We start from the raw sequence: 8581 nt of genomic DNA on the forward strand, positions 1-8581 counted from the left end.
TTAGAATTTAAATACGACTAATAGCAAACTATTTTCATTTGCTTAGCTGACGACATAGATCGTCAGTTTTAAGTTTTAAGCCTCTTAAAAATCATCATCAACCAATAGCCCTTAAAGCCTATGTCAGATAATGCACCTACTTTTGCCAATTTCTTTGCTCTATTTGAGCTTCCTATTGCTTTTGACGTTGACCCCAGAAAACTAAGCGAACGATTACGTCAATTGCAAACCCAATATCACCCTGACAAATTAAGTGGCAATGAAAATGCTTCTTTGCAACAAAACTCTGCTGTCATCAATCATGCTTTCGATATAATAAGTAACCCTGATAGCCGAGCCAATTATTTATTAGAGTTGTCTGGGCAGGAGTTAAATACTGACCATTCAATTGCAGATTTAGACTTCTTAGATGACGCTATGGAAATGCGCATGGATTTGGATAACGCGGAATCTTCAAGTGATCTAGCTGCTATCTCTCAGCTGAAATCTGATGTTGATCAACGTATATCTGCTCATTCACAACGCTTTAATCAAGCTTATATAGACCAAAATTGGTCAGTGGCGAAAGATGCCACTCAAAAACTTAAATTTCTTGTTAAGCTTAAAAAAGACATGGATACAGCTATAGATAACAGTCAACAACAAGCTGATGACGATGACTTATATCTTTAATTCAATCCCATTAGTTAATTGATTTATTTTAACCTTTTATTTTGCCTTAGATTGAGTGTTATATGTCTTTATTACAAATTGCTGAACCAAACCGAAGTGCAAATCCTCATGAGCATAAATATGCTTTAGGTATAGATTTGGGCACGACTCGCTCAATGGTGGCGGTTGTGCGCTCGGGTAAGGCAGCTTTGCTTGAAACGTCCTCGACAATAGTTACTAAAGCATCAAATAGTCTAAGCACTTCTAATAGCAAGAGCGGTCAACCGAATAAAGCTAATATAGACACTTTATTACCTTCCGTTGTTTATTATGGTAATAGTGATGGCGTGAACTCTCCTATCGTTGGAAGTGAAGCTTTGGCTTATTTTGAGACTGATCCTGCTAATACTATTATTTCAGCCAAGCGCTTTATGGGCCGTAGTACTAATGATATTAAGTTTTCACATCCTTACCAACTTAAATCTAGTGAAAGTAATGCGCAAGCAATGCCTTCTTTTGTAACTGCTCAAGGGGAAATATCTCCAGTCTCTGTGTCTGCTGAAATACTAAAAACTTTATACAAACGAGCACAGTCCGCACTACCTGAAGGCAGTATCCAAGGCGCAGTGATTACCGTACCAGCATATTTTGATGAAGCACAACGTCAAGCAACTAAAGATGCAGCTAAACTTGCAAATTTAAATGTGCTTAGGCTATTAAATGAACCGACTGCAGCTGCTGTGGCTTATGGCTTAGATCGCAAGAATGAAGACTTAGAACTAGAACGCATTTACTTAATTTATGATTTAGGTGGTGGTACGTTTGATGTTTCTATATTAAAGATGACTCAAGGCGTGTTTGAAGTTCTCGCCACTGGTGGCAATAGTGCCTTAGGCGGTGATGATGTGGATCGTCAAATTATGGGTTGGTTGCTTAAACAAGCAGGGTTGGATCCTAATGACTTAACCGCACAGCAGCGTACTCATATTGCACGTCAAGCAGAAGTCTATAAACAAGCTTTAACTGATACAGACAGTGTTGAAGTAACGGTAGATATTGAAAGTACTCAGTGGCAAGGTATCTTGACTTCTGCTGACTTGGTACAAATTATCGAGCCCATTACTCGTCGTACCTTAACCACTTGTGATCAGGTTATGCGTGATGCACATATCGATATGTCTCAGCTAGATGAAATCATCTTAGTGGGTGGATCAACGCGTATGCCTGTTGTGCAAAATGCTGTTGAGCAATTCTTTAATAAAAAGCCTTTGTCTCATCTAAATCCAGATGAAGTAGTGGCTTTAGGTGCAGCCCAAGTGGCTGAGCAGTTGATTAAGACAGACAAGTCAAACAACGTTCTACTATTAGATGTCACCCCTTTATCTTTAGGTCTAGAGACTATGGGCGGTTTAGTGGAAGTGGTTATTCCACGTAATACCCCCATTCCAGTGGCAAAAAAGCAAACCTTCACCACATATCAAGATGGTCAAACGGGCATGGTAATCCATGTGGTTCAAGGTGAGCGTGATACTGTAGCAAACTGCCGCTCTTTGGGCCGTTTCGAATTATATGGAATACCGCCTATGAAAGCGGGTCTTGCACGTATTGAAGTGACTTTTGATATCGATGCCAATGGTCAATTATCCGTAAGTGCTTTTGAAGCTACCTCTGGAGTTCACAGCGATATTAAAATTACGCCATCTTACGGATTAAGCGAAGAACAACAAGAACAACTTTTGCGAGCAGGATTTGAACATGCTGCACATGATAAGCTTTCACGTAGTCTAATTGAAGCCAAGGTAGAGTCAGAACGAGAAGTTCTTGCATTAGAATCAGCTTTACAAGAGTTCAGCTCTTTATTGACTCAAGATGAGACTAATGATTTGCAACAGGCCATGCAAGAGCTTAGCGAAGCGCTTAAAAATGACACCTTGATTGACGATGAAAAGACATTGCAAGCCATTAAAACCGAGGTCGAAAATAAACAAGCCAAGTTAAAGCCGTTAAGTGATGCTTTTGCAGCGCGTATTATGGATCAAAGTGTTCAGCAATCGCTTGCCGGTACGAGTACCGATACTTGGACAGAATAGAATAAACGTTAATTACTTTACATCTCGAATATTGCTAAACAGAATAATATTATTAATCACAAGTTGGAATTTTTTATGCCTAAAATTACCTTATTGCCTCATCATGAAATATGCCCTGAAGGTGCTGAAGTTGAATTAGAAAGTGGACAGAACCTATGTAAAGGCCTACTTGAAAAAGGCTATAAAATTGAACATGCTTGTGAGATGTCTAAGGCTTGTACCACTTGTCATGTTATAGTACGTAAAGGTTTTAATAGTCTTGAAGAGATGGATGATATCGAAGCTGATCTTTTAGATAGAGCTTGGGGTCTTGAGCCTGACTCACGTTTGTCTTGTCAAGTTCAGATTGAAGATACAGACTTAGTGGTTGAGATTCCAAAATATACGCTGAACCATGCTAGTGAAAATCATTAATAAATTTATTATAGTAAGTTATAAAAAAAAGACGCCGTAAGGTGTCTTTTTTTTGACTTATAGTTTTAAATCATGCCATTTGCCAATCAAAAGGCATTTGATTATGACCACGTAAAGCCATCATCAGTGTCTGCTGCATAGCTAAATATACCTTTTGGGTATAAGGAACTGCAGGCGTACCCCATACTGGATTTGGCCAAGCTAAGTCGTTCTTATAACGAACAATATGATGAAAATGCAACTGAGGCACTTGATTACCTAAAGCAGCGACATTCATTTTGTCAGCAATAAAAGTTTTGGCTAGCTGGCTAGATAACCAGCTTGACTCACGTAAGAACTGTGCTTGATCTGCTGAGGATAGCTCATATATTTCTTGTACACCTGCCACTCTAGGCACCAAAATCAACCAAGGAAACTGGCAGTCATTTATCAGACGGCAAGTAGATAACGGAAAGTCTCCAACTAAAAAAGAATCTTTAGCTAGTGTTGGATGAAGTTGAAACATATTGGCTCTCTTAATTATTTTAATGATTCTGCAAGCCGATATTTTATCAGGTATTGACTGGATATTATAGATGCTAACGCAGGTTTAATCTTTTACAGCAAATAAAGCAACTGTTAGAAAGTTTTAAAATATAAAAAAGCAGCCTTGAGAATTCAAGACTGCTTTACTCTTTAATCACTAACGACCTATATGTACTGATTAAAGGCCATTTTTCAATGGTTACAAGCTAATTGCACTTTCAGCTTTTTTTATTTTAAAATCCCTGATATTATTATTTATAATCCTTTATTATTATTTTTTATTTCTTATTATTTATTTGAATTACTTATTTTAATAGTCTTACTTATATGTTTTTTATAATGTTAATAAAAGTTTTAGCAAATTTTTCAAATTAATAAATTTATAAATTTATAATAATTACTACATTTCTACCGCATCTTCAACTTCATCATCGAACCAATCTGGAACTTGTAACTCTTCTAAATCTACAGCAAATTGAATTTTCATAGGGTTAGTACATGTCATTTTTTAGGTGTCCTTATCTTTAATTACTTTTATTATTTATCTTTTAATTTGTCCTTTTATGGGATGAATATAAGATACTAATTATTAATGACAATTAGATTAAATCGTTATGACGATTTCATGAACTTGCAGATAATTCATTTACATTTATGATCCAAGTTCTCGAAAATCGAAATTAGCTGTTCAATTAGCTGTAGCTATTAAACAGTTTGGCCATTTTGATTGTCATTAGATACATACTTTGAGAAATGATTTAACAACTCTCGTACTACATCGACTCTCTGTTGTGGCGTCTGTAACTTGTCAGGATTGGTATAACGAATCCCTGAAGCTCCGTTCATGCGATAGCGATTGCCATCTGACTGTATTAGTTGAATAATAGCCAATGCTTCTACCGGCGTATCTGGTGCAAACTCTAGCACTACACTATTAGAAGTCGCATCTATTTTATGAATTGCCAAAGGTTCAGCCTGCACACGTAACTGATGAATCGCAAATAGCTGTTTGGCTTGATCTGGTAGCCCGCCAAAGCGATCAATCATCTCAGTTCGGATATCAGTTAAAGTCTCTTTGTCATCCGCGTTACTAATGCGCTTATAAAACAATAGACGTTGCGGAACGTCATTGACGTAATCTTCAGGAATCAATGCAGAACAATGAAGATTTATATCGCTCGTTAGAGACAATGGGGTATTTAAATCTGGCTCCTTACCTGCTTTTATGGCTTTGGTCGCTCGCTCAAGCATGTCCATGTATAAACTAAACCCAATGGCTTGCATATTCCCGCTTTGTTGTTTACCTAAGATCTCGCCCGCACCACGGATTTCTAAGTCTTCACTAGCCAACATAAAGCCTGCCCCTAACGTATTAGCCCGTTCAATGGCATTTAGACGTTTTTTAGAATCACCCTTTAGCCCTTTAACACTAGGCACTAATAAATAACAATAGGCCTGATGGTGACTGCGCCCGACTCGACCTCGCAACTGGTGCAATTGTGCCAAACCAAACTTATCGGCGCGCTCAATAATTATGGTATTGGCGTTAGGCACATCAATTCCGGTCTCAATAATAGTGGTACATACCAATACATTGAATTTTTTATGATAGAACTGTTGCATTACCTGCTCGAGTCCACGCTCATTCATTTGACCATGGGCAACCCCTACTCGTGCTTCAGGAACCAGCTCTCTGATATTCTCTGCCATACGTTCAATACTAGCGACATCATTGTACAATAGATACACTTGCCCTCCCCGTAATAACTCACGCAAGATGGCTTCTTTCATCAGTTGATCACTCTTTTGCATCACAAAAGTCTTAATGGCCAAACGGCGTGCAGGCGGTGTGGCAATAATCGACATATCTCGCATGCCGGTCAAGGCCATGTTTAGGGTTCTAGGAATTGGTGTGGCTGTCATCGATAAGCTATCAACATTACTTTGAATGGCTTTAATACGCTCTTTGTGACGTACTCCGAAGCGATGCTCTTCATCAACAATCATTAAACCTAAGTTGGCAAACTTAACATCTTTTTGTAGTATTTTATGGGTACCGATAACAATATCTACTTTACCAGCCGCCAAATCTGCTAATACTTGATCTTGGTATTTTTTTCCACCAAAGCGTGATAGCGTCTCAACTCGTATTGGCCAATCAGCAAAGCGATCTTTAAAATTATCTTCATGTTGACCTGCCAGCAAAGTAGTTGGCACTAAAACCGCCACTTGATATCCACTATTTACCGCTATAAAGGCTGCTCGCATGGCCACTTCAGTTTTGCCAAAGCCAACATCGCCACAAATCAAGCGATCCATAGGCTTATTTTGTTTCATATCATGGATTACGCCATCAATGGCATTGGCCTGATCGGGGGTTTCTTCAAAGGCAAACTGACTGGCAAATAATTCGTACTGTGCTGTATCTACTTTGAAATGAATGCCTTCTTGAGCCTGACGCCTAGCTTGCATGTTTAATAACTCTGCAGCCACATCATGGATTTGCTCTAATGCTTTTTGCTTAGCTTTGTCCCATTTGCCACTACCAATCTTATGTAAGGGTGCTAAAGCAGGATCGCCACCACTGTAACGGCTAATTAACTGTAGGTTGGCTACTGGTACATAGATACTGGCATCCTCAGCGTATTTAAGATGAATAAACTCTTGCTCACCTTCGCCAGCATCCAAGGTAATGAGTCCATGATAACGACCAATTCCCTGATCAATATGTACTACCGGACTTCCCTCAGTTAGTTCAGTGACACTCTTGACTAGGAATTCTTCTGAGACATCGCTTTGACGACGACGACGGGTTTGAAGCACTTGTCTACCAAACAATTGAGTTTCACTGACAATAGATAGCTTATTGGCAATTACCGCACCGCGTTCAATAGGAGCAATGGTCAAACCTACCGTTAGCTTATCATCAGTTGCTTGCTGCTGCTGATACAGCTCACTATGTAAAAAATGCTGCAAACTTGCGAAGGTTTGGACATTTATTTTACCTCGAAAAAGCTCTAACAATATCTCACGGCGTCCCGCTGTTTCTGCCACTACCAATATTGCTCGGCGTGAGCGCTGCTCTTTTACAACCGAATGCTCTGCTTCATTATCGCCCCAGCTGCTCTCAGCATAATTTAGTAACTCGAGTAACGGTTCAGCTTTTTGGTGACTGACTGGCAACTCAGGGGGCATAACGGCAGGCAATCGAACTTTACCGCTTTGACTATTGTCGGAGGCTTCTAAGTCATTTTGACTTAATATAACTCGAGGATAGCCATTAAGTTTTTCGTTGGTCTCATTGCTAGATAAATAAAGCAGTTTTGGGTCTAAAATCGGTTTATCGATATCATGTCGACGCTCTTCATAGCGACGCTGTATTTGGGACCAATAATCCGCCTGAGACTCGGCTATACTTTCATCAATTATAAATAACGCATCTTTAGGCAAATAAGTGAATAAATGACCTGTTTTATTCCAGTCCTCTAAATCAAAGAAAAGTGGTTGATAATATTCAAGGCCACTACTGGCAATTCCCGCCATTACATCTTTATGCAACTCAAATCGACGACTGCTCACATTCGGGAACATGGCCGCAAAGTTATTACGGAAGGTCTCTTTACCCTCATCTAATGGAAACTCTTTGGCGGGTAATACTTGAAACTCAGTGACAGGCTTTGATACATCTGGCAGCTTGTGCAGTAACGATAGTGATTCAACCGATAAATCATGTTGACTCGCTTGATCGGTATTGGCCTTACCCTCTACCAACTCTACTAAATTTTGGGTAGATAAAGTGCGTTGAGTTTGGGGATTAAAGAAGCGTATGGTTTCAATTTCATTATCAAATAAATCTAAGCGTAATGGGAATGGTTGACCCATAGCAAAGATGTCAATAATACTTCCTCTTACTGCAAATTCACCGGGCTCAAACACATTATCTACAGCACGATACCCTGCGGCGGCTAGCATTTCTCGTTGCTCATTTATGTCAAAGATATCACCGACACTTAAATCAAAGTGCTGACCAATTAACCAACTCGGCGGAGTGACTCGTTGCATCAAGGTTTGAATACTAATGAGCAAAATGCCACTTTTTGGCATATCGGTTAATAGGTTAATGCGTTCACTAACAATATCTTGATGTGGGGAGAGCTCATCATAGGTGAGGGTTTCCCAGTCAGGGAACACATAGGCATCTACACCACAAAACGCCAACTCAGTTTCGATTTGATTCAGCTGATTTTGATCCTTGGTTACCACAACCTTTAGACGATTGGCAACATTTGCTACTCGGCAGTTTGAGAGACTAGCTAGCCAAAGACTGCCTGCAGCCGCATGAGTTGGGTATAACCAACGTCTTTGTGAGCTGTCTATAGGAAAGAGTTTTTTATTGGTAGAGGTAAAAATATCGGTAAGAGGATGCTCAGAGAGTTTAGACATAATAATGTGGTATATTTCCTTATCAAAGGCGTTATGCCGTGCCCATAAACACAGCAAAAATTTAAGCCTTTATTATACGACCTAAAATAGAGAGAATGAATGGTTATAACGCTATTTAAAATATTACAGATGAAATAATCAATGCGTCATTTGTAGCAATAGGCTTATTGAGTTTGAAATTAATTAGCGCTATAAACGGTATAACGACATTGAGGTATTTTTAACAGTGCTAATTTATGATTGTCATCAATAACTATTATTGAAAAAGCCAACATAGCATAGCATTGCCACGTTGGCTTGTGAAAACAGTTAATATTATTTAATGTCGAGTAATACAATATACATATGCACTTATAGATAAGTTATCTAATCTTATATAAAGCTCTAACAGGCAAAATTAAACATATAATTAAATTAAAGGTTTTTCACTAGCAATAATGCCATTGTTGTCGGCGTAG

Annotated in this window: 5 protein-coding genes; 3 read left to right on the forward strand and 2 right to left on the reverse strand. The window is 38.9% G+C overall.

Features of this window, described 5'->3' with window-relative positions; translation table 11 throughout:
* Positions 1–120 precede the first annotated feature (120 nt).
* The 3 genes from hscB to fdx all read left to right on the forward strand — a co-directional run bounded on the left by hscB (position 121) and on the right by fdx (position 3155).
* Positions 121–672 carry a Fe-S protein assembly co-chaperone HscB gene (gene hscB, locus QZ265_RS08135; RefSeq protein ID WP_296405153.1) on the forward strand — a complete coding sequence of 184 codons (552 nt, stop codon included), beginning with the start codon at positions 121–123 and terminating at the stop codon, positions 670–672.
* Between the two features lie 62 nt (positions 673–734).
* Positions 735–2741: a Fe-S protein assembly chaperone HscA gene (gene hscA / locus QZ265_RS08140; protein WP_296405155.1), complete on the forward strand. Its 2007-nt coding sequence runs from the start codon at positions 735–737 to the stop codon at positions 2739–2741.
* Positions 2742–2816: 75 nt separating this feature from the next.
* The gene (gene fdx / locus QZ265_RS08145; protein WP_296405157.1) at positions 2817–3155 is read left to right on the forward strand and encodes an ISC system 2Fe-2S type ferredoxin; all 339 of its coding nucleotides are present in this window, start codon (positions 2817–2819) and stop codon (positions 3153–3155) included.
* 70 nt (positions 3156–3225) lie between these two features.
* Here the strand turns inward: fdx and QZ265_RS08150 are convergent, their stop codons facing one another.
* Together QZ265_RS08150 and mfd are read right to left on the reverse strand one after the other, a co-directional pair.
* A complete protein-coding gene (locus QZ265_RS08150; RefSeq protein WP_296405159.1) occupies positions 3226–3660 on the reverse strand; it encodes an HIT family protein in 435 nt (144 codons plus the stop codon).
* 725 nt (positions 3661–4385) lie between these two features.
* Positions 4386–8123, reverse strand: coding sequence for a transcription-repair coupling factor (mfd, locus tag QZ265_RS08155; RefSeq protein ID WP_296405161.1), 3738 nt, complete (start codon positions 8121–8123; stop codon positions 4386–4388).
* Positions 8124–8581 lie beyond the last annotated feature (458 nt).

This window comes from Psychrobacter sp., assembly GCF_018260395.1.
Taxonomy (GTDB): Bacteria; Pseudomonadota; Gammaproteobacteria; order Pseudomonadales; family Moraxellaceae; genus Psychrobacter.